This is a genomic window from Pseudoalteromonas sp. MB47 (assembly GCF_011319765.1).
Classification (GTDB): Bacteria; Pseudomonadota; Gammaproteobacteria; order Enterobacterales; family Alteromonadaceae; genus Pseudoalteromonas; species Pseudoalteromonas simplex.
Window position 1 is genome coordinate 58333 of sequence record NZ_VFBD01000011.1, and the last position, 23016, is coordinate 81348.

At 42.8% G+C, this 23016-nt stretch carries 32 protein-coding genes and 1 other RNA gene; 8 read left to right on the forward strand and 25 right to left on the reverse strand.

What is annotated here, in order from left to right; translation table 11 throughout:
* The first annotated feature begins 44 nt into the window (after nucleotides 1–44).
* On the forward strand, nucleotides 45–227 hold the full coding sequence (locus tag IMPJCBKJ_RS07005) for a hypothetical protein (RefSeq protein ID WP_054554205.1): 183 nt from the start codon (nucleotides 45–47) through the stop codon (nucleotides 225–227).
* Here the strand turns inward: IMPJCBKJ_RS07005 and IMPJCBKJ_RS07010 are convergent.
* Genes IMPJCBKJ_RS07010 through IMPJCBKJ_RS07020 form a run of 3 tightly spaced genes read right to left on the reverse strand, consistent with a single transcriptional unit; the run spans nucleotide 224 to nucleotide 1932 of the window.
* Entirely contained in the window at nucleotides 224–1030 is an 807-nt protein-coding gene (locus IMPJCBKJ_RS07010; RefSeq protein WP_138601286.1) for a phosphotransferase, read from the reverse strand. The genes IMPJCBKJ_RS07005 and IMPJCBKJ_RS07010 overlap by 4 nt on opposite strands.
* The gene (gene pnuC / locus IMPJCBKJ_RS07015; protein WP_054554203.1) at nucleotides 1031–1654 is read right to left on the reverse strand and encodes a nicotinamide riboside transporter PnuC; all 624 of its coding nucleotides are present in this window, start codon (nucleotides 1652–1654) and stop codon (nucleotides 1031–1033) included.
* 20 nt (nucleotides 1655–1674) lie between these two features.
* Nucleotides 1675–1932 carry a YkoF family thiamine/hydroxymethylpyrimidine-binding protein gene (locus IMPJCBKJ_RS07020; RefSeq protein ID WP_054563401.1) on the reverse strand — a complete coding sequence of 86 codons (258 nt, stop codon included), beginning with the start codon at nucleotides 1930–1932 and terminating at the stop codon, nucleotides 1675–1677.
* Between the two features lie 115 nt (nucleotides 1933–2047).
* On the opposite strand from IMPJCBKJ_RS07020, the gene IMPJCBKJ_RS07025 reads away from it, so the two are divergent.
* Nucleotides 2048–2287, forward strand: a complete 240-nt coding sequence (locus IMPJCBKJ_RS07025; RefSeq protein ID WP_166339563.1) for a DUF2960 domain-containing protein — start codon at nucleotides 2048–2050, stop codon at nucleotides 2285–2287.
* Nucleotides 2288–2292: 5 nt separating this feature from the next.
* On the opposite strand, the gene alr is transcribed toward IMPJCBKJ_RS07025, so the two are convergent.
* The 17 genes from alr to radC form a co-directional block, all read right to left on the reverse strand.
* On the reverse strand, nucleotides 2293–3372 hold the full coding sequence (gene alr, locus IMPJCBKJ_RS07030) for an alanine racemase (RefSeq protein WP_166339565.1): 1080 nt from the start codon (nucleotides 3370–3372) through the stop codon (nucleotides 2293–2295).
* Nucleotides 3372–4751 (reverse strand): replicative DNA helicase, encoded by a 1380-nt coding sequence (gene dnaB, locus IMPJCBKJ_RS07035; protein WP_054554199.1) that lies wholly within the window; start codon nucleotides 4749–4751, stop codon nucleotides 3372–3374. Before dnaB ends, alr begins: the two co-directional genes overlap by 1 nt.
* Nucleotides 4752–4862: 111 nt before the next feature.
* Nucleotides 4863–5804, reverse strand: coding sequence for a DUF4097 family beta strand repeat-containing protein (locus tag IMPJCBKJ_RS07040; protein WP_054554198.1), 942 nt, complete (start codon nucleotides 5802–5804; stop codon nucleotides 4863–4865).
* 11 nt (nucleotides 5805–5815) lie between these two features.
* A complete protein-coding gene (locus IMPJCBKJ_RS07045) occupies nucleotides 5816–6301 on the reverse strand; it encodes a hypothetical protein (protein WP_082389308.1) in 486 nt (161 codons plus the stop codon).
* Complete coding sequence (locus IMPJCBKJ_RS07050; protein ID WP_054554197.1) at nucleotides 6288–6839, reverse strand: RNA polymerase sigma factor; 552 nt, start codon at nucleotides 6837–6839, stop codon at nucleotides 6288–6290. Before IMPJCBKJ_RS07050 ends, IMPJCBKJ_RS07045 begins: the two co-directional genes overlap by 14 nt.
* Before the next feature lie 142 nt (nucleotides 6840–6981).
* Complete coding sequence (locus IMPJCBKJ_RS07055) at nucleotides 6982–8730, reverse strand: PilX N-terminal domain-containing pilus assembly protein (RefSeq protein WP_346774155.1); 1749 nt, start codon at nucleotides 8728–8730, stop codon at nucleotides 6982–6984.
* Nucleotides 8723–9247, reverse strand: a complete 525-nt coding sequence (locus IMPJCBKJ_RS07060) for a prepilin-type N-terminal cleavage/methylation domain-containing protein (RefSeq protein WP_166339567.1) — start codon at nucleotides 9245–9247, stop codon at nucleotides 8723–8725. Before IMPJCBKJ_RS07060 ends, IMPJCBKJ_RS07055 begins: the two co-directional genes overlap by 8 nt.
* Nucleotides 9244–9645, reverse strand: a complete 402-nt coding sequence (locus tag IMPJCBKJ_RS07065; protein ID WP_166339569.1) for a prepilin-type N-terminal cleavage/methylation domain-containing protein — start codon at nucleotides 9643–9645, stop codon at nucleotides 9244–9246. Before IMPJCBKJ_RS07065 ends, IMPJCBKJ_RS07060 begins: the two co-directional genes overlap by 4 nt.
* Complete coding sequence (locus IMPJCBKJ_RS07070; RefSeq protein WP_054554194.1) at nucleotides 9642–10094, reverse strand: GspH/FimT family pseudopilin; 453 nt, start codon at nucleotides 10092–10094, stop codon at nucleotides 9642–9644. Before IMPJCBKJ_RS07070 ends, IMPJCBKJ_RS07065 begins: the two co-directional genes overlap by 4 nt.
* A 5-nt stretch (nucleotides 10095–10099) precedes the next feature.
* Nucleotides 10100–10531, reverse strand: coding sequence for a type IV pilin protein (locus tag IMPJCBKJ_RS07075; RefSeq protein ID WP_327077894.1), 432 nt, complete (start codon nucleotides 10529–10531; stop codon nucleotides 10100–10102).
* 303 nt (nucleotides 10532–10834) lie between these two features.
* Nucleotides 10835–11287 carry a 50S ribosomal protein L9 gene (gene rplI, locus IMPJCBKJ_RS07080; protein ID WP_054554192.1) on the reverse strand — a complete coding sequence of 151 codons (453 nt, stop codon included), beginning with the start codon at nucleotides 11285–11287 and terminating at the stop codon, nucleotides 10835–10837.
* Nucleotides 11288–11322: 35 nt separating this feature from the next.
* The gene (gene rpsR / locus IMPJCBKJ_RS07085; RefSeq protein WP_002962753.1) at nucleotides 11323–11550 is read right to left on the reverse strand and encodes a 30S ribosomal protein S18; all 228 of its coding nucleotides are present in this window, start codon (nucleotides 11548–11550) and stop codon (nucleotides 11323–11325) included.
* 12 nt (nucleotides 11551–11562) lie between these two features.
* The gene (priB, locus tag IMPJCBKJ_RS07090) at nucleotides 11563–11865 is read right to left on the reverse strand and encodes a primosomal replication protein N (protein ID WP_036973732.1); all 303 of its coding nucleotides are present in this window, start codon (nucleotides 11863–11865) and stop codon (nucleotides 11563–11565) included.
* 66 nt (nucleotides 11866–11931) lie between these two features.
* Nucleotides 11932–12273: a 30S ribosomal protein S6 gene (gene rpsF, locus IMPJCBKJ_RS07095; RefSeq protein WP_036973113.1), complete on the reverse strand. Its 342-nt coding sequence runs from the start codon at nucleotides 12271–12273 to the stop codon at nucleotides 11932–11934.
* A gap of 228 nt (nucleotides 12274–12501) precedes the next feature.
* Complete coding sequence (gene rpmG / locus IMPJCBKJ_RS07100; RefSeq protein ID WP_022946036.1) at nucleotides 12502–12657, reverse strand: 50S ribosomal protein L33; 156 nt, start codon at nucleotides 12655–12657, stop codon at nucleotides 12502–12504.
* A gap of 11 nt (nucleotides 12658–12668) precedes the next feature.
* Nucleotides 12669–12905, reverse strand: a complete 237-nt coding sequence (gene rpmB, locus IMPJCBKJ_RS07105) for a 50S ribosomal protein L28 (protein ID WP_036973115.1) — start codon at nucleotides 12903–12905, stop codon at nucleotides 12669–12671.
* A gap of 273 nt (nucleotides 12906–13178) precedes the next feature.
* The gene (gene radC / locus IMPJCBKJ_RS07110; RefSeq protein ID WP_166339571.1) at nucleotides 13179–13853 is read right to left on the reverse strand and encodes a DNA repair protein RadC; all 675 of its coding nucleotides are present in this window, start codon (nucleotides 13851–13853) and stop codon (nucleotides 13179–13181) included.
* A 144-nt stretch (nucleotides 13854–13997) separates the two neighbouring features.
* Between radC and coaBC the strand changes: the two genes are divergently transcribed.
* Nucleotides 13998–15191, forward strand: a complete 1194-nt coding sequence (gene coaBC, locus IMPJCBKJ_RS07115; protein ID WP_063529717.1) for a bifunctional phosphopantothenoylcysteine decarboxylase/phosphopantothenate--cysteine ligase CoaBC — start codon at nucleotides 13998–14000, stop codon at nucleotides 15189–15191.
* Nucleotides 15192–15303: 112 nt separating this feature from the next.
* Entirely contained in the window at nucleotides 15304–15891 is a 588-nt protein-coding gene (slmA, locus tag IMPJCBKJ_RS07120; RefSeq protein ID WP_166339573.1) for a nucleoid occlusion factor SlmA, read from the forward strand.
* Nucleotides 15892–15933: 42 nt separating this feature from the next.
* Here the strand turns inward: slmA and IMPJCBKJ_RS07125 are convergent, their stop codons facing one another.
* The 3 genes from IMPJCBKJ_RS07125 to rsmI all read right to left on the reverse strand — a co-directional run bounded on the left by IMPJCBKJ_RS07125 (nucleotide 15934) and on the right by rsmI (nucleotide 18293).
* Complete coding sequence (locus IMPJCBKJ_RS07125; RefSeq protein WP_054554188.1) at nucleotides 15934–16455, reverse strand: hypothetical protein; 522 nt, start codon at nucleotides 16453–16455, stop codon at nucleotides 15934–15936.
* Between the two features lie 572 nt (nucleotides 16456–17027).
* An RNA gene (rnpB, locus tag IMPJCBKJ_RS07130) (RNase P RNA component class A) lies at nucleotides 17028–17393 on the reverse strand.
* A gap of 42 nt (nucleotides 17394–17435) precedes the next feature.
* A complete protein-coding gene (gene rsmI / locus IMPJCBKJ_RS07135; RefSeq protein ID WP_138616426.1) occupies nucleotides 17436–18293 on the reverse strand; it encodes a 16S rRNA (cytidine(1402)-2'-O)-methyltransferase in 858 nt (285 codons plus the stop codon).
* A 61-nt stretch (nucleotides 18294–18354) separates the two neighbouring features.
* Between rsmI and IMPJCBKJ_RS07140 the strand changes: the two genes are divergently transcribed.
* Genes IMPJCBKJ_RS07140 through dolP form a run of 4 tightly spaced genes read left to right on the forward strand, consistent with a single transcriptional unit; the run spans nucleotide 18355 to nucleotide 21827 of the window.
* Complete coding sequence (locus IMPJCBKJ_RS07140) at nucleotides 18355–20232, forward strand: penicillin-binding protein activator (protein ID WP_166339575.1); 1878 nt, start codon at nucleotides 18355–18357, stop codon at nucleotides 20230–20232.
* Nucleotides 20233–20269: 37 nt separating this feature from the next.
* Nucleotides 20270–20641 carry a YraN family protein gene (locus IMPJCBKJ_RS07145; RefSeq protein WP_138602020.1) on the forward strand — a complete coding sequence of 124 codons (372 nt, stop codon included), beginning with the start codon at nucleotides 20270–20272 and terminating at the stop codon, nucleotides 20639–20641.
* 32 nt (nucleotides 20642–20673) lie between these two features.
* Nucleotides 20674–21261, forward strand: a complete 588-nt coding sequence (locus IMPJCBKJ_RS07150) for an SIS domain-containing protein (RefSeq protein ID WP_138602022.1) — start codon at nucleotides 20674–20676, stop codon at nucleotides 21259–21261.
* Nucleotides 21261–21827, forward strand: a complete 567-nt coding sequence (gene dolP, locus IMPJCBKJ_RS07155; protein ID WP_054554183.1) for a division/outer membrane stress-associated lipid-binding lipoprotein — start codon at nucleotides 21261–21263, stop codon at nucleotides 21825–21827. Before IMPJCBKJ_RS07150 ends, dolP begins: the two co-directional genes overlap by 1 nt.
* 65 nt (nucleotides 21828–21892) lie before the next feature.
* On the opposite strand, the gene IMPJCBKJ_RS07160 is transcribed toward dolP, so the two are convergent.
* Both IMPJCBKJ_RS07160 and sspA read right to left on the reverse strand, forming a co-directional pair.
* Nucleotides 21893–22333 carry a ClpXP protease specificity-enhancing factor gene (locus IMPJCBKJ_RS07160; protein ID WP_054554182.1) on the reverse strand — a complete coding sequence of 147 codons (441 nt, stop codon included), beginning with the start codon at nucleotides 22331–22333 and terminating at the stop codon, nucleotides 21893–21895.
* Nucleotides 22333–22959 (reverse strand): stringent starvation protein SspA, encoded by a 627-nt coding sequence (sspA, locus tag IMPJCBKJ_RS07165; RefSeq protein ID WP_054554181.1) that lies wholly within the window; start codon nucleotides 22957–22959, stop codon nucleotides 22333–22335. The genes IMPJCBKJ_RS07160 and sspA overlap by 1 nt, the downstream gene beginning before the upstream one ends.
* Nucleotides 22960–23016 lie beyond the last annotated feature (57 nt).

Below are 23016 nucleotides of genomic sequence, written 5' to 3' on the forward strand. Positions count from 1 at the left end.
TTAATAACAAGGTGGCAGTATTGCCATGTAAGGGGAATTTGATCATGAGTTTAATGTCTACAGAGCAAGTCGCGGAATTTTTGGGTGTAAAAGTTGAACGCGTAAAGCGCCTTGCTCGCGAACATTTACTGATCTCGAAATCACAAGATGACAAAGGGGAGCCTTTGTTTGAACAAGAAGATGTAAAAAAATATAAAGAACTTGCTGAGCGAATTGGCGGTCTTTAATTTTTAGCTTTTTCTATGAAGTGGTTAAGCTGTGTTAGCAGTGGCGCCACTTTATCCATCGCACCACGTTGTTCATACCAACAAATACATAAAAGTAAAAACAGCGCATGAAATGCCGCGAGCTTTTCAACTGATAAGTAAAACTCGTGATGTTCGCACACTAACGCTTGGTAATGTTTAAGTAACGCCAGTTGCTGCTCATCATTTAACGCAAAGCTCACCACCAGCGCAGCTAAGTCAAAGTAAACATCGTTGCTTTTGGCATATTCAAAGTCGATTAAAAACATACCCGTCTCATTCACAATGATATTTTCTTTCACTAAATCATTATGACAAAAGCCCATGTCTTTAGGTGCACTATCAATATAAGCCAGTGACTGCTTAATTAGCTCTGCGTGTTGCTGGTATCGCGCTGTTTGCTGGTAGTAGTTAATTTCATAAGCAATATTCATCGGCTCGGTTAGCACAGGGTAACGGTGTAAATTAACTAAGTCGGGCAATAAGCTACTACAAAATTCACCGCTGGCAATACTACCTGCCACGTATTCGAAAATAGCCGTGTCGGTTGCTTGTTCTAACCAAAGTGGGGCTGGGCAGCAGCTTTGCTTTGCAAAATGCGCTTGCGCTGCAAGACCAATCGCCGGCCAGTGGTCGCGATAGTGCTTAACCAAAAAATCTTGGCTTGCTGTTTTTACTAGGTAGTTATCATTGCTTAACCCCTCAACCAGTGGACTGATTGAGGTGATAACTAAACGTGAGTTGAAGCGCGTAAAAAGCGCGTGAATTTGTTGCTCAGTTTTCATCTATAGCTGTGCAAGCGGCTTAGCCTGATGCTGCTCGTATTCTTCATACCAAGTTTTAAAGCCCCATGCGGCCATAATGGTGTAAAACACGAAAAGTACTAAGGTTGGGTAATACCCTTTTTCAAAGTACAGATACATAGATGCTGCATCAATTACAATCCAGTACAACCAGTTTTCCAGCACCTTCTTGGCAACAAGGTAGGTTGTCACCACCGCAAAACAGGTGGTAAAGCTGTCTAGATAAGCAAAATCAGCGTGAGTGTAATTGGTCATCACAAAACCAATGGCAACTGAGGCCAGTGAGGTGGCAAGCAAAATCACCGCATGGCGCTTTAACGACCATGAAATAATGGGCAGATGATCTTTATTGTCCACGCCCCTGCGCCAAACGACCCAACCATATACCGCCATATACATGTAGTAAAAATTCAGGAGCGACTCCATCAACAGTGCGCCATTCCAGTACATTACGGTATAAATAAAGGTGCTTACAAACGCGGCAGGCCAACACCATAAGCTTTCTTTAATCGCTAACAGCAAATACGCCACCGATAAAGCAACGGCAATATATTCCCAATGCGACATGGCAGTAAAGCCTGAGAAGGTTTCGTTTAAAAATTCCATAACACGCGCTACTGTAGGCTTTAGTCTTCGCTAGGCGACAAGTCACCATGTAAGAATTTACAGACGAAAATAGCTTTACCAAACTCTTCATAAGAACGTTTGATTTCAGTATTAAGTACAGACATCACTAAATCATAGTCACCAAAAATCTGAGTAGATAGGGTGTTGGTGATCACTTTAAGCCCTTCATAACTGTTTACACGGTCAATAAAACCTTTGATAAACGGAATGTAGTCTTGATGTAGTGGGTACTTACTGATCTCTACTGAAAGTTTCATTATGAGTTACCGAGTCTTTAAAAAGTATTGCATTGTAACCCGCTTGTACTAACAAGTCATGGCTATGGTTATTTTTTAGTGTAAAATCAGCCCCGATAAACATTGAGGATTCATTATGGCACGCCGCATCACTTACAAATTTAAAAACCAGCCTCGCGAAATCAATTTTGCAAAAGATAAATACCGCGATATGTACCATGCGATCGCAGCGGCTGAAGGCATTGATTTAAGCAATTATTTAAAGATGGAACAACAGGTCGAAATGACTTCAAAAGGCTCTGCAGCAGTACGTAACTTTCGTGACCAAGAATTCGCACGAATGGGTTTCAGTGACGTATATTTTATTAAAGAGTAACAAAGTTACTCTTGATACTCGTAGCTGACTCGTGGGGTGATATTACAGAGTAATTCGTAAGGAATAGTTGTTGCGCACTGGGCAATCTCTTCAACGGGAAGCTCTGGCCCCCACATGATCACCTCATCACCCACTTTTATGTTGTCGCGGTTATCACCAATATCCACCGTGATCATGTCCATCGCCACACTGCCAACAATACCATAGCGTTGTGATTTGATAACCACAGGTGTGCCCTGCTCGGCATGGCGTGGATAACCATCCCCATAGCCCATCGCAACCACCGCAAGCTTAGTCGGTTTATCGCTATGCCAGCGTCCGCCATAGCCAACACACTGATCGGCATCGACATCGCGTATCGCGATAACTCGCGTTGTTAAACGCATAACAGGCTCTAATCCGTGCTGTTGCCCTACACCATTAAGCATCGGTGATACGCCATAAAGCATCAAGCCAGGACGCACCCACTCACCATGACCTTTTGGCCAAGCAATAATACCAGCAGAGTTTGCAAGGCAATGCTGCTCACTTTTGCCATCTGCCAGTGAATCAAATAAGGCAATTTGCTGAGCGGTCTTTTCATCATTGATGTCATCGGCGCACGAGAAATGCGTCATTAACTTAATGTCATCACGGGCATTCTGGCTTGCTTTTAAGCGACTGTAGAAAGACTCAAATTGCGATGGTGCAATACCCAGTCGATGCATCCCAGTATTCACCTTTAACCAGCATGCAATTGGTGCATCAAGGCTTGTTTCTTCAAGCGTTGCGAGCTGATTTTCATCATGAATAATGGTTTGAAAGTTATTGGCAAGCAAGATAGGTAAATCATCTTTATGAAAAAAACCTTCAAGCAATACAATCGGTTTTGTCAGTCCACCTGCACGTAGCGCTAACGCTTCGTCTATTCGCGCAACCGCAAAAGCATCCGCATCATTAAGGTATTGGGCAATTTTTACTAAGCCATGGCCATAGGCGTTGGCTTTAAGCACTGCCATTACTTTGCAACCAGGCGCAAAGCGCTTCACTTGTGCTAAATTATGAGCAAGTGCTTTTAGGTTGATTTCGGCAATGGCTAAGCGCATTAGTATTCGTCGTCCATGGCTGGACCCGCGTAGTTATCAAAACGCGAGAATTGACCTTGGAAGGTTAAACGTACTTTACCGATTGGGCCGTTACGTTGCTTACCTATGATGATTTCGGCCACGCCTTTTTCTGCACTGTCTTCGTTATACACTTCATCACGGTAAATAAACATGATTAAGTCGGCATCCTGCTCGATTGAGCCTGATTCACGTAAGTCGGAGTTGATCGGGCGTTTATCGGCACGTTGCTCTAGGGTACGGTTAAGCTGCGATAGTGCAATAACCGGACACTGCAGCTCTTTTGCCAGTGCTTTTAATGAACGAGAGATTTCAGCGATCTCTAAGGTACGGTTATCCGACAAGCTTGGCACACGCATTAGCTGCAAGTAATCGACCATGATCATACTAATACCGCCATGGTCACGGGCAATACGACGTGCACGTGAACGCACATCTGTTGGTGTTAGGCCCGATGCATCATCAACATACATCTTACCTTTTTCCATCAACAAGCCCATGGTTGACGACAGGCGCGCCCAATCGTCATCATCTAGCTGGCCGGTACGCACCTTAGTTTGGTTAATACGACCTAGCGATGCTAGCATCCTCATCATGATTTGCTCTGAAGGCATCTCTAATGAGTAAATAAGTACAGGCTTGTCTTGGGTCATAGCGGCGTGTTCGGCTAAGTTCATCGCAAAGGTTGTTTTACCCATCGATGGACGTGCCGCCACAATGATAAGGTCAGAAGGCTGCATACCCGCCGTCATTTTATCCAGATCGGTATAGCCGGTACTTACACCCGTCACACCATCTTGTGGCGACTGATAAAGCTCTTCAATCTTATCAACGGTTTTTTCTAAGATACTGTGTAAGTTTTGTGGGCCTTCGGTGCTTTTACTACGCTGCTCAGCAATTTTGAATACTTTACTTTCAGCAAAATCAAGCAGGTCATGACTAGTTCGCCCCTCGGGGCTAAAACCAGCTTCTGCAATTTCGTTCGCAACACCAATCATTTCACGAATAACAGCACGCTCTCGTACGATATTCGCGTAAGCATCAATGTTCGCCGCACTTGGCGTGTTCTTGGCAATTTCAGCAAGGTAGGCAAAACCACCAACACTACTTAACTGATTGTTTTTCTCTAAGCTCTCAGAAATAGTGATCAAATCGATTGGATCACCCCCTTCAGCAAGATTCACCATTGCTTCAAAAATGAGCTTATGGGTGCGGGTATAAAAATCCTGCGCAACCACTAACTCAGCAACACGGTCAAACGCTTGATTATCAAGCATTAAACCACCTAAAACAGATTGCTCAGCTTCAATTGAATGGGGAGGGACTTTTAACGTATCGACTTGCTTATCTGGTTTGGCCATAACATCACAAAACTAAAATTGAATGGCTCTATTCTATCTACTTGCTAAGGCTGTGCAAATAGTAAAGCGGGAAAACTTCCCGCTTTATTGTAATTGAGTGAACTGCAATCGTTATTTCTGTTTACGAAGTTCAATGCGTCCGCTAATCGTATCCATTTCGATATCAGCATCCCCACCGTTAATACTAAATTCTAAGTCGCTAGATGGGCCGTATTTCGCCTTCGTTGCTCTGTCATCACTAAGCTCATTAACAATTTTACCGTTAGCGTGAGCTTCAATTTCAAACGTTGCCGATACATCTGCAGGGAAGTAAAACTCGGCATCACCACTGACTGATTCAAAACGAATATTGGCATCTGCTAGCAGCTTATTGATGTGTACTTCTGCTTCACCATTTACAGTATTGATGCGCAGTTTTTTAATTGCATCAAAAGCAAAGTCGATATCACCGTTTACGTTTTCAAGACGCACATCTTGTGCTTTGGTTTTTGACTTAATGTCGCCATTCACCGCGGTAAAGCGTAAAGCACCTTGTGAGTTTTTATCGTTAATTTCACCATTAACGGTTTCAAAGCGAATATCACCGTTTAAGTCGTGGGCATTTACATCGCCATTGACCGTTTCAAAGCTCATGTTGCCGCGAATATCTTGCACTGTGATATCACCGTTGACGGTATCAATCTCTGCGCCCGCTTCAAGCTCTTTAGCACTAACTGTGACATTCACCCCAGCAAATTCAAGCTCACTGCTTTTTGGCATGTAAATGGTTAAACGAGAACCGTCACCACTATTCCAGCCACCTAAGTTACGCGGCATTTTTACGATAAATTCAACACGGCTGCCTTCAACCTCTAAACGATAGCCTTGTGCTTTATCGTCAAGCTCACCTTCGATTTTAAGTTGTGGTTTATCCCACCCTTCAATGCGTACATCACCACGTTGGTTTTCAATAAAAATGCGTTTATTTGCAGGTACATCAATTTGTTCATTAATGGTTTGTCCTGCCATTGCCATCAGTGGCAGTAATCCTAAAGTTAAGGCTAGTAATTTCATAATTGTCACTCCTAAATCGTTTGCCACTTCGGTGCATGCACCTTGTTAATTAAGTCCAGTTGTTGCTGATAAACCTGTGACAGCATTTGTAATAAAGCTGGGTTTTCAGGTTCATTCTCAAGTGCTTGCTTTATGGCACTTTCGGCTTCTTCTAACTCTTTTAGTTGTTGCTGCCAGTTATCGGTTAACGCAGGTTGATTTTGATACTGCACCAACAAACCTTGCTTTTGCTTAGTAAAATAATCGCTCATTGCCATCATGCTATTTGGCTCACCTTGGCCAACAAAAAGCTGTACGGTCAATAGTGCGGCAATACAACAAGCGGCAACTGCAGCGAGTTTATTCCAGCCATGGTTTGGCTTCTCAGTTTGCTCTGGTTGCCCTGTTGCAATTGCTCGCTCAACACCGGGCCAAAGATCTTTATCAGGGCTAATATCTTGCTTATGGTTAAGCGAGTCATTTAAAAATTGTTCAAATTCTGGCTTACTCATTTTCATACCACTCTTTTAATAACTGCCTTGCACGGTGAAATTGCGATTTACTTGAACCGACCGCCATATCAAGCATGCTTGCTATCTCTTCATGGCGATAACCTTCAATTGCATGGAGTACAAACACCATACGTGCTCGCTCAGGTAGTCTCAGTACTAATTTGTCGAGGCCGTTAAAGCCGTCGCAATCTGCTGCGCTTTGCTCATCCATACCGCTTTGTTCAAAACTCACTACTTTTTGAAACCAGCTTTTATGTTTGCGAATGTAGCTAATCGCAATATTGCTGGTAACACTATGTAACCAAGTCGAAAATTGTGAGCGTCCATCAAAGTTAGCAATTTTGTGCCACAACTGTACAAACACTTCTTGTGTTGCATCTTCGGCGTGCTCTTTGTCTGCAAGTAATCGCAAACAAAGGCTATAAACCCGCTTCACATGCAACTCATAAAGTGTTGCATAGGCAGCTTGATCACCGCTTTTTACGCGCTCAATCAAGGCATGCTCACTTTGCTGGGCGAACGCTTGTTCTGCATCTATCAACATCCTGGATGTTGTCCTTTATGATTATTGTTGTGAATTTAGTGTATTAGACGTAAGGAGGAATTCAAAAGGTTTAAATGAAATTAAATTTTTTTGTGTAAGCTACAAATAATTGAGCTTACACAATTTTATTTGGGGATTTGCGTTATTCGGCAGGTGATGCTTCGCTTTCTTCTTCAGTTGTTTCTGCGGTTTTGTAGCTCCAACCTAAAAATACGATACGTGCCGAAGAAGCAGGCGTGCCGCCATTTTGTACTTGTAATAAACCCGCATCATAGTGAGCACCACTGCCCCCTGTTGCGGTAATTGTAGAGCCACGTACACTACCAAACAGCTCACCACTTCCCGATAGCTTCACCGTTGTCAAAGGGGCATAAATAGCCGCATATAAATTCGCAGCACCGCTAAATTGCACGCCATTTACACCATTAAATGATGAGTAGAATGATAACGACGGATGACCACTAGTAGTTAATCCTTCTTGCTCAGTAATAACTTTTGCGCCTGCGCCAATATTGACTTTTCCGGTTAATAACACAGTTAAACTACTGTCTTTTTTAATAGTCAGTGTTGTGCTCCCCGCCATCGAAAAGTCACCATCAATCAATAAAATAACATCACCACCAGAAACTTCCATTTTGCCGTCACTGGTCATTTTGAGTCTATCAAGAGCAAAAATATACTCTTTGCTATTGCTACCATTAGCTTGGTTCTGTGCTTTAGAGTTAAACAAGAAAACATCAGCAAGGCTTGGCATAATAACTTGGCTACCACCGCGACTAAAATAGCCCTTTTCAGTATTAAGCTTAAATTGTTGCGTAGGACCTACAGAAATAGAGCTGTAACTGCTTACTTGGTCTGTGATGCCTGTCATTTTCTCTGGCAAAATTAACGGGTCGCAACTGGTATCTGGGTTTGTAGGGTCATAATCAGGTGCAGCTGGATCGGCTACAGTTACCGGTTCAACATTCGGGTTCACGTTAAATTTACGATCACTATAATGCACACCATCTTGCTGGTTATTGCTGGTATCTTTAAAATCGCCTGAACCGCCATACATAATATCCAACGCTTCGCCTTGGCTATTCGTGATGAATGTTGACCACTGCATTTTTGCATCACCATTGGCTCGCACAACCCCCGAAACAGTCCCGCCACGATGGGTATAATAACCACGGGTATAGACATTACCGTCTACACGTAAACCACTGCCAGGAGAGATATAAACACCGGAGTTCGAATGGATATTACCAATAATTGGTGATGAGCCATTTAAGTAAATAACTCCGGTCGCTTTTACATCGCCCTTTATCGGTGAATGACCCGATAGCACTACATCTGAATCGCCAGCAATGGTTGAAACATCACCATCATTCGACTTTGTTTCTTCGTAGGTGCCTTTACTCGAATCATAGCTGTCGATACTACCACTGCCCGATAAATCGACTCCCTTACAGCCCACCATCGCATTAGTGAAAACAGAACTACCTTTCGCGCCTTGTACTGCAAAACGGGCGACTAAGTTACTTTGCGCGTCACCATCAAATCGTTGCCCCAAGCTTGCAATTTCAAGCTCACCAGCAGCGTTTTGACTTAAACTGGCATTAAAAATGGCATCATCAGCAATAACACCAGAGCCCGATGCGTTACTGGTTTTACTGATCAAATCTTCAACCGCTAATACACCTTCATCATTCAAGGTTTGTTGCAGTAACTTAGCTTGTTCAAACACACCTTTTTCAGCCATTAAGCGGCTGTTTAATTTCTTTTGAAAGTTGCCACTTAAACGTTCTTGAACAACGTTTTCACGTAGCGAACTAAGCACCACTATGCTAGCCATACTGGTCAAGATCAACACTGTAATTAGGGTAAAACCATTTTGCTTGTTATACACTGCCAGCTCCGTATGCTTTGACTAATATTGCATTAGTTAAAGCAATATCAATGTTAATACCATTACCGAACTGAGCTGGTAAATCATTTGGCTTTACAGTGACTGTGACAAGCTCACCGGCGATATCAAATGACAAAGCTTCGATTCCTGTCAGTAATCGCTCTGAGGCAGCACCATCGAGTGAACACATTAAGTTGCTACCATTTAAGCTATATACTTCAACCACCTGCGCAGTTGTCGCAGAGCCATCACAAGCAATAACTCCGCTAGGCTGAGTAATGGTAATCGTGCTTTTATCTGCACTGATGGTCGGTGTTAGTTGTGTCTGCTTTATGCTGCGGGTGAATACTTTACTGGTATAGCGAATCACTTCTTGAGCGTTTTCGAGCTCTTTACTTACTTCAATCGTGCTTTTAATCGCCGAGTAAGACAAGCTCACTCCCGCTAATAAAAAAGCGCCAGCTGCCAATGCCACCATCAGTTCAACTAAGGTAAAACCCTGAACGCGTTTGTTCATGAGCACACCGCCGTTAAATCAGGAAAACTGGCATTTAGACTAATTTGATTTTCTGCATTGTCTGTCATGCGTTTATCAACCCAAGCTACATTAATTTGCATGTCATCACTGTAAGTAGCTGGGATCGTCAGCTGATAATCACTCACTTGTGGCGCGAGCGAAGCTCTAAATGTCGCGTCTTGAAAAAGTGCGGTATTAGTTTTTTGAATTTCACAAATGCGTGGCCACAAACGCTCAATGGTGTTTTGCCCTTGAATAAGTGACACAGTGTAATCAAAACTATTGGTTGCATATTGCAGCGATTTTAGCTGCGCTGCCGCCAAGCCTAATAATGCGATGCCAGCGATCACCACTGAAATCATCACTTCTAATAATGAAAAGCCTGCCTGCTTATTCATGCACATCCTCGCTGTGAATTTTCTACTAACCAGTTTTGGCCACTTTTAAGCACACACATCACGTAATCAGTGGTATTTGTGTGCTCATCTTTCACTAAAATTTCAGCTTGTTTATCAACTTCGCCACTGGCACTAATGGCCAATGCGACTAAATTGACGGCAACGCCGCTTTTTGTGACCGAAAATTCTTTTAAAACCGTGTCTACGCCGCCCTCGTTGAGGGTCACTTGCCAACTATTATTACTAACAACTAGGTTAATAGGTTTGTCGCGTTTGACCGCTTCACTGCGTGCAAATTTATAAGCACTATTTAATTGATTTGCAGTAGTTACGACGCGATCTTGCAAAATTTGCTGACTAAAAGACGGGAAAGCAAGGGCTGCCATAATGCCAATAACACTCAGCACAACCATTAACTCAATTAAGGTAAACCCTGCAATTCGACGCAATTGTGTTACTCCCAGCAATCACTAAATGAAGCGCTATAACTACCATCATGTTTAACGGTTAAGTCACCACAGCGATCACTCGCTTGCGCCGAACCCGATTTAGGAGCGGCTTTTAAACTGTAGCCACGATTTTTAAAATCGCTTACAGCACCTGATACTTTATCTGTTGCTGTGTAAGTAAGGTTGTAATAGTCAGTATTTTGAGTTGCAAATGCATTGGGGTAGCCGCCATTTCGTGAATAAATTCGTTCAAGACTGGCGCTGTATTGCAGTAACTCTTGTTGAATATCTGCACGGCGACTACGTTGCATGTGCTCAGTGTAAGCTGGCAGTGCTACGCTATACAGAATCCCTAAAATAGCGATCACGATAAGAATTTCAACTAGTGTAAAGCCTGTTTGTTTGCCCATTCCATGTGATACTAATGCACTTCTCAACCTTAACCCCTTAATACTTTTTAACCAGCACAATATAAATGACAGCGTTGTCAGTGTCAATTTTAACCAATTTACTTTTACTCATTCGATTATACTAATAAGAAAAATAAAATTAAGAAAAAAGAACGTATGCTTGTAAAATAGGTAAGATTATAGGATTGGTATTTGTCTGTTTAAAATATAGAAACCAATACTATTGGATGGCAACTGAAGAAGCAATAGCGGTACAAAATGCTACAATTTATAAATTTCAGGCACAAAAAAGCCGCACCTAAGTGCGGCTTTTTTTACTTAATATTGCTATTAAGCTTCAGCGATAACGATTACTTTGATAGTAGCCGATACGTCTGAGTGTACTGCGATTGCTACGTCAAATTCGCCAGTCTCACGGATAGTACCTAGAGGTAAACGAACTTCTGATTTAGCAACTTCAACGCCAACAGCTGAAATAGCTTCAGCGATGTCGCGAGTACCGATAGAACCGAATAACTTGCCTTCGTCACCAGCTTTAGAAACTAGTGTAACTTCAGCTAATGCTTCTAACTTGTCAGCGCGAGCTTGAGCAGCAGCTAGATCTTCAGCGATCTTAGCTTCTAAATCAGCACGACGTGCTTCGAAAGTTTCGATGTTAGCTTTAGTTGCAGGAACTGCCTTACCTTGTGGGAAAAGGAAGTTACGTGCGAAGCCAGATTTAACTACAACCTGGTCACCTAGGCCACCTAGGTTTGCGATCTTGTCTAGTAGAATAACTTGCATGTCTCTACACCTTTTAAAAACTGTTAATCCGCTGCTTACTTATGTAAGTCAGTGTATGGAAGAAGGGCTAAGTAGCGAGCACGCTTGATAGCAGTTGCTAGCTGACGCTGATATTTAGCGCTAGTACCTGTGATACGGCTAGGTACGATTTTGCCACTTTCTGTAACATAGTTTCTAAGAGTAGCTAGATCTTTATAATCGATTTGTTGTACGCCTTCCGCTTTGAAGCGGCAGAACTTACGACGTCTGAAATAACGTGCCATGAGTAAAATTCCTCAAAAAATTCTTTCTATATGTTGAGCATGCAAGACCAATTGGCTTAAGCCGTTTCGGCCCTCGTGACGGTTTAAAAACCCCGTCACTTGCACTTGTTGCCCAACGTGCAATTGTTGAGTTTGTTGTTGCATTGGCGTGCCGCTGGCAACAACTTGAAGCCTGACATAACTATTACGGTTAAGGTCTGCTTCAACTTGCATCGATTTATGTTCAAGAACAAAAATACAATGCGGTATACCAGCAGGGCTTTGACTATATTTAGGTGTTTTACAAACAACCCCAGATAGTGTCAGCTGATTCATATAAGGATTAAGCGGTTGGCTCATCTTTTTTCTCAACTGCAAGCGCCATGCTTGAACTCAAAACGATTAAGCAGCTGGTGCTTCTTTCTTCTCTTCTTTCGCAAGAGGAGATGCTTCAGTTACAGCGTCTTTAGTACGCATAACTAAGTTACGAAGCACTGCATCGTTGTAGCGGAAAGTAGTTTCTAGCTCGCTGATTACTTCAGTAGGTGCTTCAACGTTCATAAGAACATAATGAGCTTTGTGAAGCTTGTCGATTGGGTAAGCCAATTGACGACGGCCCCAGTCTTCAAGACGGTGGATAGTACCACCAGCTTCAGTGATAGAACCAGTATAACGTTCGATCATACCAGGTACTTGCTCACTCTGATCAGGGTGAACCATGAATACGATTTCGTAATGACGCATGGATATTCCTTACGGTTAATAGAGCCTTCTACCGTTTCGGCCAGTCGGTTTAAGGCAAGGAATTAAATTTAATAAGCCGAAATGAGCGCGCATTTTACGCTTAGATTGATAATTAAGCAAGATAAAACAGCAAGCCAAGCTAGATTATTGTACCCTATTAAGATTTTCTAAACGCTAAAAACAAAAAACCCAGCCGAGGCTGGGTTTTTGATATTCTGAAAACTAAAATTACTTGATTTTAGCTTCTTTGAAAATCACGTGTTTACGAGCTTTAGGATCGTATTTTTTGATTTCCATTTTTTCAGGCATGTTACGCTTGTTCTTGTCGGTAGTGTAGAAAAAACCAGTACCAGCAGTTGAAACTAAACGGATCTTATCGCGCATGATTCAGTTCCTTAAACTTTTTCGCCACGAGCACGGATTTCTGTAAGAACCGCGTCGATGCCTTTTTTATCGATAATACGCATACCTTTAGTAGTAGTGCGTAGTGTTACAAAACGTTTTTCACTTTCAACCCAAAAACGGTGAGTTTGTAGGTTAGGTAGGAAACGACGTTTAGTCGCGTTTCTCGCGTGTGAACGGTGATTACCAACCGCTGGACGCTTACCTGTAACTTGACATACTTTAGACATGTCTATATATCTCCAATAACTTCGCTCGAGCTTAATTTTCCCTTAGGCCAGTATTTGTGCCCCGGGATAAATCGAAGGGCGCTCTTTATACAGCTTATACAGGCAAAGATCAAGTAACAGATCTTATCCAATCAGCTCATGTGTAAATTTGATAGCGGCTAATTATAAAGATCGAATGCCCTTAGGGAAAGTAAAAACTGCATTTAAATTAAACTAATTTCTAAAATCGCCCTAAACTGCTCATTTTTAACACACTCTCTAATACAGTTGGCTCTATATAAGCCCTCTTTCGGCAAACGAAACACAATTTTCACCACCCACTATGATGTGATCCAGCACATTTATATCGACTAAGGCTAAAGCTTGCTGCAATTTAGTGGTGATCAATTTATCGGCCTGACTAGGCTCAGCCACCCCACTTGGGTGGTTATGAGCAAGTATTAGTGCCGCCGCATTATTACGCAGCGCTGCTTTAACCACTTCACGGGGGTACACAGACGCGGCATTAATAGTGCCGTAAAAAAGTACTTCGTCTTTAATCAACTGGTTTTGACTATCTAAGTACAGCACCATAAATACTTCCTGCTGTAAGCCACGTAACTGAATAGTTAAATAGTCATACACGGCTTGTGGCGAAGTAAATAACGCCTCGCGCTTACATTGCTCAAGAATATAGCGCCGGCTTAATTCAAGCACTGCTTGAAGCTGCACATACTTAGCAGCCCCTAAACCCTTTTGAGCGCAAAACTCTTGTTCAGATGCATTAAATAAGTCATGCAGCGTACTATTAATATCGAGCAGATGCTCAGCCAGTTCAATGGCATTCATGCCCGGCACACCGGTTCGTAGGAATATTGCTAATAACTCTGCATCTGAGAGTGCTTTGGCACCTTGGGCAAGTAACTTCTCCCGCGGCCTTGCTGATAAAGGTAAATCGGTTAATGGCATTGCTTCATCCTTAAAACAACTATTCCATATATTAAACTGTACTATAAAATTTAGTTTTTTCCTGTCTGTAGAAAAGAAAACTTCATGCTATCGGTAAAGATTTGCTATCGTTAGCCCATATCGACAAAGGTTAAATTTCACGTAATGACAAAATCAGTAAATAAAAAAATCCTGTTAGGTATGAGTGGTGGTATTGCAGCCTATAAATGCGCAGAACTTGTTCGCCGTTTAAAAGATCAAGGCTGTGAAGTAAAAGTCGTCATGACCGACTCAGCCAAACACTTTATTACTCCTTTGACTATGCAAGCGGTAAGCGGTGAGATTGTTTCTGATTCATTACTCGACCCAGCAGCAGAAGCCGCAATGGGTCATATCGAATTTGCCAAATGGGCAGACCTTATTTTAGTCGCCCCTGCAACCAGTAATATTTTAGCGAAAATGGCCATGGGTATTGCAGATGACTTACTGACGACCCTACTGCTGGCTACCCCTGCAAAAGTGGCGGTTGCACCTGCCATGAACCAACAAATGTATGCCCACCCTGCTACACAAGCAAACCTTGCCACACTTAACGAGCGTGGCGTGGCTATTTGGGGCCCAGGTAAAGGCGAGCAAGCCTGTGGTGATGTAGGCGCAGGACGCATGTTAGAGCCTCATGAGTTAGTCGCGCTTTGTACACAACCTGAAGTAGAGCCACTACTTGCAGGTAAAACTATCACGATTACTGCAGGACCAACCCGAGAAGCCCTCGACCCAGTTCGTTATATCTCTAACCACAGCTCAGGCAAAATGGGTTATGCCCTTGCTGAAGCTGCGCTTGCGTTAGGTGCAAAGGTAAATCTGATTTCAGGCCCTGTAACAATTAAAGCACCTGCTAATGCCCTGCTCACTAATATAGAAAGTGCGGAGCAATTACTCGCCGCCTCAATGAAGCTTGCCGCGCAATCGGATGCTTTTATCGGCTGTGCAGCAGTGGCTGATTACCGTGCAGCTGCAATTCATGAGCAAAAGATGAAAAAGCAAGGCGATGAACTAACCCTTACTTTAGTTAAGAACCCAGATGTCATCGCTAATGTCGCTGCGCTTAGCGAAAACCGCCCTTATACCGTTGGCTTTGCGGCAGAAACTCAAGATGTTGCAAGCTATGCTCAAGGTAAATTAAAGAACAAAAACCTCGATATGATCTGCGCAAATGACGTATCAAAAGAAGGCCTTGGCTTTAATTCTGATCATAATGCTTTAACACTCTTCTGGCACAATGAGCAGCTAGATTTAGCAATGGGAAGTAAAAAAGATTTAGCCATGAGCGTAATGACTGAGCTTGCCAAGCGTTTGTAAAAATGCTGGAAAGAAACTGAATAAAACATTAACATAAGCCACTCATTTGCACAAAAAATGGCTTGTCTGACTCCCAACAGCGCAAGTAATAAATTATAAGAAAGGAATGGTCATGCCTGCGACAAAAAGAAGTAATCGCAAAGAGCAGATTCTGCAAGCACTCGCACAAATGTTAGAAACCAGCCCAGGTCAACGTATCACAACCGCAAAACTTGCGGCTGAGGTCGGTGTGTCTGAAGCTGCGTTATATCGTCATTTTCCGAGTAAAGCACGGATGTTTGAGGGCCTAATCGAGTTTATTGAAGATACCCTGTTATCACGCATTAACCTCATTTTAGAAAATGAGAAAGAAAGCCAAACACGTGTGTACAATATTTTGCTGTTATTGTTAGCCTTCGCCGAGAAAAACCCAGGCATTACCCGCATTTTGACCGGTGATGCCTTACAAGGTGAGCAAGAGCGTTTACGTGAGCGTGTACAAGGCTTATTTGAAAAGCTAGAAACTCAGTTCAAGCAAGTGCTACGCGAGCGCAAACTGCGCGAAGGTAAAGCATTTCAGTCAGACGAAAGCACCCTAGCCAACTTCTTACTCGCCTATGTAGAAGGTAAGATGAACCAATTCGTGCGCAGCGACTTTAAAGCAAAACCCAGTACACAATTTGAAAAGCAATGGCCAGAGTTACAAAAGATTTGGTTGTAGTTCAAGCTTTATTAGCTGGTAGTTTAACTACCAGCTTAATACCTACCTTATATACACTTGATTTGAAAAGTATTTCTTTTTTGAGTTAGTTAATTGAATTTCGGCCTGGTTACCAACAAGCTGCAATAGTAAGCCCTGAGCAATTTCCCTTTCACCCAATTTCGATTTCACAACAACTTCTTTTCCTATTGCTCCTTGCAACCTCGGTTTAGGGAAACTCGCTTTAGTAACTGGTTTTAGCCCTTCATTTTCAACAAACAAATTTAGACAATGCTGCTTAGCGGCACTGATCCAGTCATCATGGGATTTAACAATATCAACGTTATTTAAAAAGTGTATCAACGCACTATTTCGACTACTAAATTCACTCGAAACATCGGCCATATTTTTAACTTGCGCCCATTTACGAATAACAACGTACTTGCCTTGCGTGAGTCTCGCTAAACTCGTCGATGCGCCCGTCATCCGGCTATACCATTCGATTCTATAACAAGAAGAACCCAAGCTATGAAGTAGAATAGTCGTATTGCCAAATTCCTTAGTACTGCCCTCAATAACACTCACTTTCAATCCTTTAAGCAAAAGTAAATCAGACTTAAAGGATATGAAGAACAAGCCGTTATGATAATGAGTGACTTTCTTAGTAAGCCTAAGAAATATTCCTAGATTGCAGAGAATGGTTAAACAACTTAAAGGGGTAATCGAGATTAAAGAGCAAAGAATGATGATTCATTTTGAATATTGAGCGGAGTGGATTTTCTCCGCCCAAAAAGCAAAAAGCCCACAGTTTTCACTGTGGGCTTTCTTTAAACTTGGTGAGTCAGCCAATAAGCCGCTGTTTTGTATGAGCGGAGTGAGTTTTCTTAATTCTGTGTCCATGCAGTAAGCAAAAAGCCCCGCATCGCCGCGAGGCTTTTTATATGATTTGATGAGTCAGCCAGTAAGCCGCTGTTTTGTATCCGCGGAGTGGGTTTTCTTTTAGAAAGCAAAAAGCCCGTAGCATTCACTACGGGCTTTAATATGATTTGGTGAGTCAGCCAATAAGCCGCTGTTTTGCATGCGCGGAGTGGATTTTCTAAATAACTTTAAACACCCAGAAAAAAGCCCACAGTTTTTACTGTGGGCTTTCTTTAAATTTGGTGAGTCAGCCAATAAGCCGGGTTCTGTCGTGGATAATCATTCGTCTAGGCCATAAATTGCTCTATGGCTCAAGCAACCTACCCGGTTCTCACGTGGGCCACGCGTTCATTATTTAAAATGATAGAACCCTATTTGGTCTTGCTCCGGGTGGAGTTTACCTTGCAACCAACTGTTACCAGTGGCCCGGTGCGCTCTTACCGCACCCTTTCACCCTTACCAACCGAAGTTGGCGGTCTCCTCTCTGCTGCACTTGTCGTAGGCTCGCGCCCCCCAGCCGTTAGCTGGCACCCTGCCCTGTGGAGCCCGGACTTTCCTCCCCCTGCGCATTTTCGTTGCAGGCAGCGATTATCTCGGCTGACTCGGCGCGCAGTATACCTGAGCGCGCACGTCTATGCAGTAAAGAATTAGTCTTTTTCGTCAATAATTGCTTTATAAAGTGCATTTTTCTTCAAACCAAAATACTCAGCCACAACACCACAGGCTTTTTTCAGTGGCATTTCGGCTTCAAGTAAACCGAGCATACGGCGCGCATCTTCTGGAATATCGTCACTTTGCTTCGCTTTACCCGGTAACATCAATACGATTTCACCGCGCTGCTTAGTGGGATCATCCGTTAAAAACTGTTTTAACTCGGCAACCGTGCCATTGAAAAAGGTTTCGAAGGTTTTGGTGAGCTCTTTGGCGAACACCACTGGCTGCTCTGCACCAAGTGCTATTTCTAAATCATCAAGGCTCGCCATGATACGGTGGGTGCTTTCATACATAATGCTAGTAATGCCTGAGTTTACCGCTTCAATGAAAAAGGTCTGCCTTGCTTTACTCTTTGCAGGTGTAAAACCAATAAACTGAAAACGATCTGTTGGTAAACCAGAACAACACACCGCGGTAATTGCAGCACATGCCCCCGGCACCGGCGTGACATGCGCGCCTTGTTCACGGCATAAATTAACCACCGCATAACCTGGGTCGCTAATAAGTGGCGTGCCGGCGTCAGATACCAGCGCAATATTCATTCCTTGCTCTAACCAATCTACAATTTGTTGCGCTTTTTGTTTCTCGTTATGGTCATGTAAAGCAAAGGTTTTTGCTTTGATATTAAAATGGCTTAACAACTTTCCTGTGTGACGAGTATCTTCAGCGGCTATTAAGTCAACCTCAGATAGGGTTTGGATGGCACGCTGGCTGATGTCATCAAAGTTACCAATAGGCGTGGCAACAATGTAAAGAGTGCCGATTTTATCTGAATTGTCCTCATTTAACATTGAGGTCTCCTGCGTCAGTCAGTAATATAAGCAAATCGCGTTAACGTATCGGGAAATCATTGTGCGACTTAAACTTGTTAGTCTATTAATTGTATTGTCAGGGTTATCGGCTTGTAGTACAACCGAAAAACCTCGAAATAGTGCAGAAAATCAATCGGGCCAATCGAGTATTGCCCTATCACAGCTAACCGACGCACAATCTATGTACCAAGCGGCGCTAAACCGTCAAGGTGCCGATAAAATACAGCTTTTATACACTGCGCGTGATGCGGCTATCAGTGAGGAGCGCTGGGCACTACTAGAAAAAGTCTGCCTTGAACTAGAAGCGACCCCAAGTGTAGACCAAATTCAAAACAAACTTTACATTGCTCTTGCACAAGAGCATCAAGGCAAAAGTGATTTAGCTTTAGCTCAGTTACAGCAACTCGAGCCACAGTTAAGCCAGCCTGAACATCAAGCATGGCACCAATATTTAACTGCGCGTGTTTATGCATCGCAAGGCATGCCAAAACGAGCAATGCCTTTCTTTTTTAAAGCATCAACACTTAGCAGCGAAAACAATTTTATCGTTGCCAATCTAAACAAAGATTTATGGCAAAGCCTAACCCAGCTTTCATCGTACGCACTTGAGCGTTTTAATCGTGGCTCTGTGGTGCAACAAGGTTGGGTCAATTTAGCGCTCTATCACCAAGTGTATTTAGGTGCGCCTGTTGAGCTTCATCAAGCAATGAACAACTGGCTGCGCCGCTACCCGGGTCACCCAGCAGCTGAGGTGCTGCCTAAAAAGGTAACAGAGCTAGTACAAATTGAACCTTTAAATGTAAACCGCCTCGCAGTACTACTCCCTCAATCAGGCGCCAATGAGCGATTAGGTGATGCACTAAAAGCAGGTGTGCTTGCTGCCTTAGATGGAAAATCATTAGAACAAACATTATTTATTGATGAGTCGCTATCAGCCGCAGAAATTACACTTAAACTCAGCGAATTTAATGCTGATTTTGTTATCGGCCCTTTATTAAAAACTAATATCGAAAAGCTAACCAACGCTCAAACACTAGTTGATTACCCAGTGATGCATTTAAACACCTTTGATGGTGAGCGAATTTCACAGCAGCACTTTTTCTTTGCTTTAAGTCCTGAACATGAAGTTCAGCAAGCGCTGGAGCGATTTTTAACAGCGGGCTATCAAAAGCCGATGCTGCTAGCGCCAAATAATAGTAACGGCCAACGCCTAGTTAAATACTTCAATACGCAGTGGCAACGCTACAGCGAAGTTAAACCTCAAATTGGGCTTTACTCTGGTAAAGACGACATGCCGAAAACAATCACTGGCTTACTTGAAGTAGACCAAAGCAAAGAGCGTATTAAAGTTGCCAAATCGTTATTCAAGCAAGAAGTTGAAAGTGAAACTCGCTCGCGCAGCGATATTGATGTGATTTATATTTTAGGTGATGCTACTGAAACGCGTTTAATCAAGCCCTATTTAGACGTAAACGTAAGTACTTTTGCTGAGCGTATTCCGCTTTATGCCAGCTCAAAAAGCCACAGTAAGCAAATCGATAGAACCGACAAAGGCGATTTAGATGGCCTTTATTTTACGGAACTACCTTGGATGCTTGATGGTCAAATTCAACAACACAATTTACGCCAGCAATACGAAAGTTTATGGCCAGAAAACGCAGATATAAGCCAGCGCTTATTTGCCATGGCATTCGATGCAGCCAGTATGCTAGGTGATGTGAAGCAATTAAGCATGGTGCAAGGTAAACGCTTTAGTGGTATCAGTGGTCAACTGAGCATTGCCAGCAATGGCTATGTTACGCGCACTTTAGATTGGGCACAGTACAAGAATAAACAAATTATTGCGGTTGATTTAGCGACTGAGCAACCAATTCCATTATTTATGCAATCTGCCTTTGGAATTAACGCTGCTGAATAATCTTTTTAAAACGTAGTAATAGCTCAAGGATGAAGCTATGTCTTGGTTTAAGCAATTATGGCAAAATAGCCGCGAAAAAGGCCTGTATTACGAAAAACAGGCTGAACAATATTTAATACAACATGGTTTAAAAGCCATTGAACGCAATTACTTATGTAAATACGGTGAGCTAGACCTAATAATGCGTGACGGGCAAACGCTGGTATTTGTAGAAGTAAAATTTAGAAAAAACGCCTTGCGTGGTGGCGCAAACTATGCCCTCAGCAAACAAAAGCAGCAACGATTACGGCGCACGATTAGCCATTATCTTGCCGAGAAAAAAATCTCAAACCAGTCTATGCGGATAGATTATGTCGCTATAACAGGTGAGCTTAACAGCACCCTAAACTGGTTTAAAAATGTTTACTAACGCCGTTTGGCGTCGGCTTAATTTGGTAGGTTATGCAAGAAACGATAAAAAAAATCTTTACTGAAAATATTCAAGTTCAAATAGCGGCAGGTGAAGTACTGCCAAGCGCACTTGAATCAGCAGCATTCACCATTGCACAAAGCCTCATTAACGGCAATAAGCTGCTATGTTGTGGCACTCCTAGCTGTCATATGTTGGCACAGCACATGGCAGGGCTATTAATTAACTTTTATGAAACCGAGCGCCCTTGCCTACCCGCAGTTGCGCTTGCACAAGATCAAGTTAACTTAGGCGCAGCAGCCAATAACGATGAGCACGAAACCTTTGCACGACAAATTCGTGCATTTGCTCAGCAAGGCGACCTTTTATTAGCAATTGCAGTTAATGGTAATGAAAAGCAAATTATCTCAGCAGTTGAAGCGGCACTGACTCGTGATATGAAAGTGATTGTGCTTGTTGGTGATGACGGTGGTGAATTAGTTGGCTTACTTGGCCCAAATGACGTTGAAATTCGTGTGCCATCAAAGCGCCCAAGCCGTATCGTTGAGTCGCATTTAGTGAATTTGCACTGCCTCAGTGAACTTATCGATTTAACCTTATTCCCACAGGAAGAAAATTAATGTTTAAACAGTCTTTAATTGTTATTAGTACCGTTTTATTGCTGCAAGGCTGTGCAGCTGCCGTTGTCGCCGGTACAGCGGGCGCTGTAACTGCCGCGAATGATCGCCGCACAATCGGTTCACAAATCGACGATAACAACATCGAAATTAAAAGCTCTATCGCTATTAGCGAAAATGAGCGACTACATAAATTTGCCAACGTAAACGTTATCAGCGTCAATGGTATTGTGCTTATGATTGGCCAAGTTGCTAACGCAGAAATGAAAGACGAAGCACAACGCGCTATTGAAGGCGTTGATGGCATTCGTAAAATCCACAACCAAATTCGCATTGGTTCAAATATTGGTATGAGTACGCAAACGCACGACTCTTGGTTAACTTCTAAAGTGAAAACGCAATTGCTCACCACAGAAAGCATCAGCAGCAATAACATCAAAGTAGTAACAGAGAATGGCGAAGTCTTTTTAATGGGCTTAGTGAGCGATTCTGAAGCGAATTTGGCGGTTGATGTAGCACGTAACGTATCAGGCGTTGAACGTGTTATTAAAGTGTTTGAATATCTGTAACGCTAAATAGTTAATTAATAATAAAAAACCCGCTAAATAGCGGGTTTTCTTTTGTCTGACTAAGGTTACTTAATCACTCGTAAGTGAGCACCTTTTTTCTTCTCTGGTTTAGCAGGTGGTTCATCATCTGGCGTAATATCGTCAGGTGTTTCAACACTTTCTAATACCGGAGCAAAATCGTCTTCGTCCTCGATGAATTCTTCTGCAGTAAATACAGTCCCTTCACCATTCTCACGTGCATAAATTGCGAGCACAGCACCCATAGGTACGTACACTTGCATTGGTTGGCCACCAAAGCGCGCATTAAAGCTAAGCTGTTGGTTGTCCATTGCAAATTGTGTTACCGCTGATGGGCTAATGTTCAAAACGATCTGACCGTCTTGCACAAACTGTGTTGGTACTTGTACAGCAGGAAAATCAGCGTTAACCACTAAGTGTGGTGTGCACTGATTATCAACAATCCAATCAAAGAAAGCGCGTAGTAAATAAGGACGATTAGGCGTCATTATAATCGGATCTCACGCTCTGCTTCAGTTAGTGAAGCTTGGAATGATTCACGCTCAAATAAACGCAACATGTATTCTTTAAGCTCTTTCGCGCCTGCACCATTAAGCTCAATGCCAAGCTCAGGTAAACGCCAAAGTAATGGTGCTAAGTAACAATCAACTAAGCTGAACTCTTCACTCATGAAGTAAGGTGCTTCAGAGAAGATTGGTGCAATTGCAAGTAACGCTTCTGTAAGCTCTTTACGTGCTTGCGCTGCTTCGCTGCTACCGCTAGTGATTTTGTTAGCTAGGCTATACCAATCCGTGTCGATACGATGCATCATCAGACGACTACGGCCACGCATAACCGGATAAACTGGCATTAGTGGAGGATGAGGGAAACGTTCATCAAGGTATTCCATGATGATGTTTGCCTGATATAAACCAAGCTCACGATCGATCAGTGTTGGTACTGTACCGTAAGGGTTAATCTCATGAAGTGCTTCTGGCAGGTTATCCTTTTCAGCCAGGTGAATGTCAACACTTACACCTTTTTCAGCAAGTACGATACGTACTTGATGGCTATACATACAGTTAGCACCAGAAAACAGGGTCATTACAGGGCGCTTATTGGCAGCTACGGCCATGCCTACCTCCATTATATTACAAAAACAGCAATAGGGGCTTAAGCCCCTATCACAAAA

Excerpts from the sequence above, each read along its gene's own strand:
- IMPJCBKJ_RS07150 (WP_138602022.1), top strand. The coding sequence starts at position 20,674 with ATGCAAGAAACGATAAAAAAAATCTTTACTGAAAATATTCAAGTTCAA.
- IMPJCBKJ_RS07010 (WP_138601286.1), bottom strand. The coding sequence starts at position 1,030 with ATGAAAACTGAGCAACAAATTCACGCGCTTTTTACGCGCTTCAACTCA.
- IMPJCBKJ_RS07145 (WP_138602020.1), top strand. The coding sequence starts at position 20,270 with ATGTCTTGGTTTAAGCAATTATGGCAAAATAGCCGCGAAAAAGGCCTG.
- rpsR (WP_002962753.1), bottom strand. The coding sequence starts at position 11,550 with ATGGCACGTTATTTCAGACGTCGTAAGTTCTGCCGCTTCAAAGCGGAA.
- dolP (WP_054554183.1), top strand. The coding sequence starts at position 21,261 with ATGTTTAAACAGTCTTTAATTGTTATTAGTACCGTTTTATTGCTGCAA.
- IMPJCBKJ_RS07050 (WP_054554197.1), bottom strand. The coding sequence starts at position 6,839 with ATGTTGATAGATGCAGAACAAGCGTTCGCCCAGCAAAGTGAGCATGCC.
- alr (WP_166339565.1), bottom strand. The coding sequence starts at position 3,372 with ATGCGCTTAGCCATTGCCGAAATCAACCTAAAAGCACTTGCTCATAAT.
- priB (WP_036973732.1), bottom strand. The coding sequence starts at position 11,865 with ATGAATCAGCTGACACTATCTGGGGTTGTTTGTAAAACACCTAAATAT.
- IMPJCBKJ_RS07040 (WP_054554198.1), bottom strand. The coding sequence starts at position 5,804 with ATGAAATTACTAGCCTTAACTTTAGGATTACTGCCACTGATGGCAATG.
- IMPJCBKJ_RS07060 (WP_166339567.1), bottom strand. The coding sequence starts at position 9,247 with ATGAACAAACGCGTTCAGGGTTTTACCTTAGTTGAACTGATGGTGGCA.
- coaBC (WP_063529717.1), top strand. The coding sequence starts at position 13,998 with ATGACAAAATCAGTAAATAAAAAAATCCTGTTAGGTATGAGTGGTGGT.
- IMPJCBKJ_RS07065 (WP_166339569.1), bottom strand. The coding sequence starts at position 9,645 with ATGAATAAGCAGGCAGGCTTTTCATTATTAGAAGTGATGATTTCAGTG.
- IMPJCBKJ_RS07160 (WP_054554182.1), bottom strand. The coding sequence starts at position 22,333 with ATGACGCCTAATCGTCCTTATTTACTACGCGCTTTCTTTGATTGGATT.
- rplI (WP_054554192.1), bottom strand. The coding sequence starts at position 11,287 with ATGCAAGTTATTCTACTAGACAAGATCGCAAACCTAGGTGGCCTAGGT.
- rsmI (WP_138616426.1), bottom strand. The coding sequence starts at position 18,293 with ATGTTAAATGAGGACAATTCAGATAAAATCGGCACTCTTTACATTGTT.
- IMPJCBKJ_RS07045 (WP_082389308.1), bottom strand. The coding sequence starts at position 6,301 with ATGAAAATGAGTAAGCCAGAATTTGAACAATTTTTAAATGACTCGCTT.
- rpsF (WP_036973113.1), bottom strand. The coding sequence starts at position 12,273 with ATGCGTCATTACGAAATCGTATTCATGGTTCACCCTGATCAGAGTGAG.
- radC (WP_166339571.1), bottom strand. The coding sequence starts at position 13,853 with ATGCCATTAACCGATTTACCTTTATCAGCAAGGCCGCGGGAGAAGTTA.
- rpmB (WP_036973115.1), bottom strand. The coding sequence starts at position 12,905 with ATGTCTAAAGTATGTCAAGTTACAGGTAAGCGTCCAGCGGTTGGTAAT.
- IMPJCBKJ_RS07025 (WP_166339563.1), top strand. The coding sequence starts at position 2,048 with ATGGCACGCCGCATCACTTACAAATTTAAAAACCAGCCTCGCGAAATC.
- dnaB (WP_054554199.1), bottom strand. The coding sequence starts at position 4,751 with ATGGCCAAACCAGATAAGCAAGTCGATACGTTAAAAGTCCCTCCCCAT.
- slmA (WP_166339573.1), top strand. The coding sequence starts at position 15,304 with ATGCCTGCGACAAAAAGAAGTAATCGCAAAGAGCAGATTCTGCAAGCA.
- rpmG (WP_022946036.1), bottom strand. The coding sequence starts at position 12,657 with ATGCGCGATAAGATCCGTTTAGTTTCAACTGCTGGTACTGGTTTTTTC.
- IMPJCBKJ_RS07020 (WP_054563401.1), bottom strand. The coding sequence starts at position 1,932 with ATGAAACTTTCAGTAGAGATCAGTAAGTACCCACTACATCAAGACTAC.
- sspA (WP_054554181.1), bottom strand. The coding sequence starts at position 22,959 with ATGGCCGTAGCTGCCAATAAGCGCCCTGTAATGACCCTGTTTTCTGGT.
- IMPJCBKJ_RS07005 (WP_054554205.1), top strand. The coding sequence starts at position 45 with ATGAGTTTAATGTCTACAGAGCAAGTCGCGGAATTTTTGGGTGTAAAA.
- pnuC (WP_054554203.1), bottom strand. The coding sequence starts at position 1,654 with ATGGAATTTTTAAACGAAACCTTCTCAGGCTTTACTGCCATGTCGCAT.